Here is a 1,248-nt window from a genome sequence, read left to right on the forward strand (position 1 = left end):
AGTTGCTTGATATCGCTCTTCAGGGGTGCCCGGCCGTCGTCGAGGAGGTCCGCGGTGACGGTGGTGAGCGCGCCCATGGCGGTGACCGCCTGGCCTTCGCCCTCGATCTGCGCGCCGAGCGGACCCCCACCGACGAAGCTGCCGTACTCGACACCGTCGGACGCCTGTGGCTCGCGGGCGCCCCCGTCGACTGGGCGGCGCTGCACGACGCCATACCCGAGCGCGTCGCCCTCCCTGCCTACCCCTTCTCGGGACGGCGTTACACGGTGGAGACCGACGGCCCCGCCCCCGCCTTCGCGCAACGGCCCGGCCCGTCTTCCGCCGCACCTCCGCAGCCGGCACCGGCAGGGGCCGACGACAACGTCGAACGGGTGGCCGCCCTTTTCGCGGAGATCCTCGAACTGCCCTACGTGGAGCCGGACGAGAGCTTCTTCGACCTCGGAGGTGACTCCCTCATCGCCGCCAAGTTCGTCGCGCGGGCCCACGAGGTCTTCACCGTCGAACTCGTGCCCCGCGCACTCTTCCAGGCCCCCACCGCCCAGCAGTTCGCCGCACTCATAGCGGAGCGCCTGACCGCACAGGGCACCCGATGAGCGGCTGGACGGTGCGCCGCCATCGCCGACCGGACGCCGCCACCTCGCTCTTCTGCTTCCCGCACGCCGGCGGATCGCCGGGGGAGTACGTGCGCTGGGCCGACGACCTGCCGGACGTCCAGGTCTGGGGAGTCCATCTGCCCGGCCGCACCACCCGCCACGCCGAGCCGCCCTTCACGCGCGTCGGACCGCTGGTCGACGCCCTGGTGACCGCCGTCCCCTTCGACGGCGACGGTCCGTTCGTACTCTTCGGGCACAGCCTCGGCGCACTGCTCGCCTTCGAGACGGCGAAGGAGCTGCGCCGCCGTGGCCGGCAGGGCCCCGACCGCCTGATCGTCTCCTCGTGTCAGGCGCCACCCCTGCCGGCGTTCGGTGAGCCCCTTCACCTGCTGCCCGACGAGGCGCTCCTGCGCGTGATCGAACGGCACTGGGGCGAGCCCCTCGGCCATCCGGGCGGCCACCCGGACCTGCGCGCCGATGTCCTCAGAAGTTTCCGCGCCGACCTTGCACTCCTGGACAACTACCGGCCGGCCCCGGACGCCCCGCTGACCTGCCCGGTCACCGCGGTCGCCGGTGCGAACGAGCCGGGCGCCCGACTCCGACTACGACACGGACGTCTTCCGTGCCTGGCAGAGCGCCGTACGCCGGACCCACC

2 protein-coding genes are annotated in these 1,248 nt (G+C 72.8%); both read left to right on the forward strand.

All coding sequences use genetic code 11. The annotated features are described in order from the left end of the window. The first annotated feature begins 410 nt into the window (after nucleotides 1–410). Complete coding sequence (locus ACWCQ6_RS37365; protein WP_451096975.1) at nucleotides 411–593, forward strand: acyl carrier protein; 183 nt, start codon at nucleotides 411–413, stop codon at nucleotides 591–593. After that, nucleotides 590–1,248, forward strand: a 659-nt coding sequence (locus ACWCQ6_RS37370; protein WP_451096973.1) for a thioesterase II family protein, incomplete at its 3' end; no start/stop codon positions are given. The genes ACWCQ6_RS37365 and ACWCQ6_RS37370, both read left to right, overlap by 4 nt.

Source organism: Streptomyces sp. NPDC001880 (assembly GCF_053594575.1).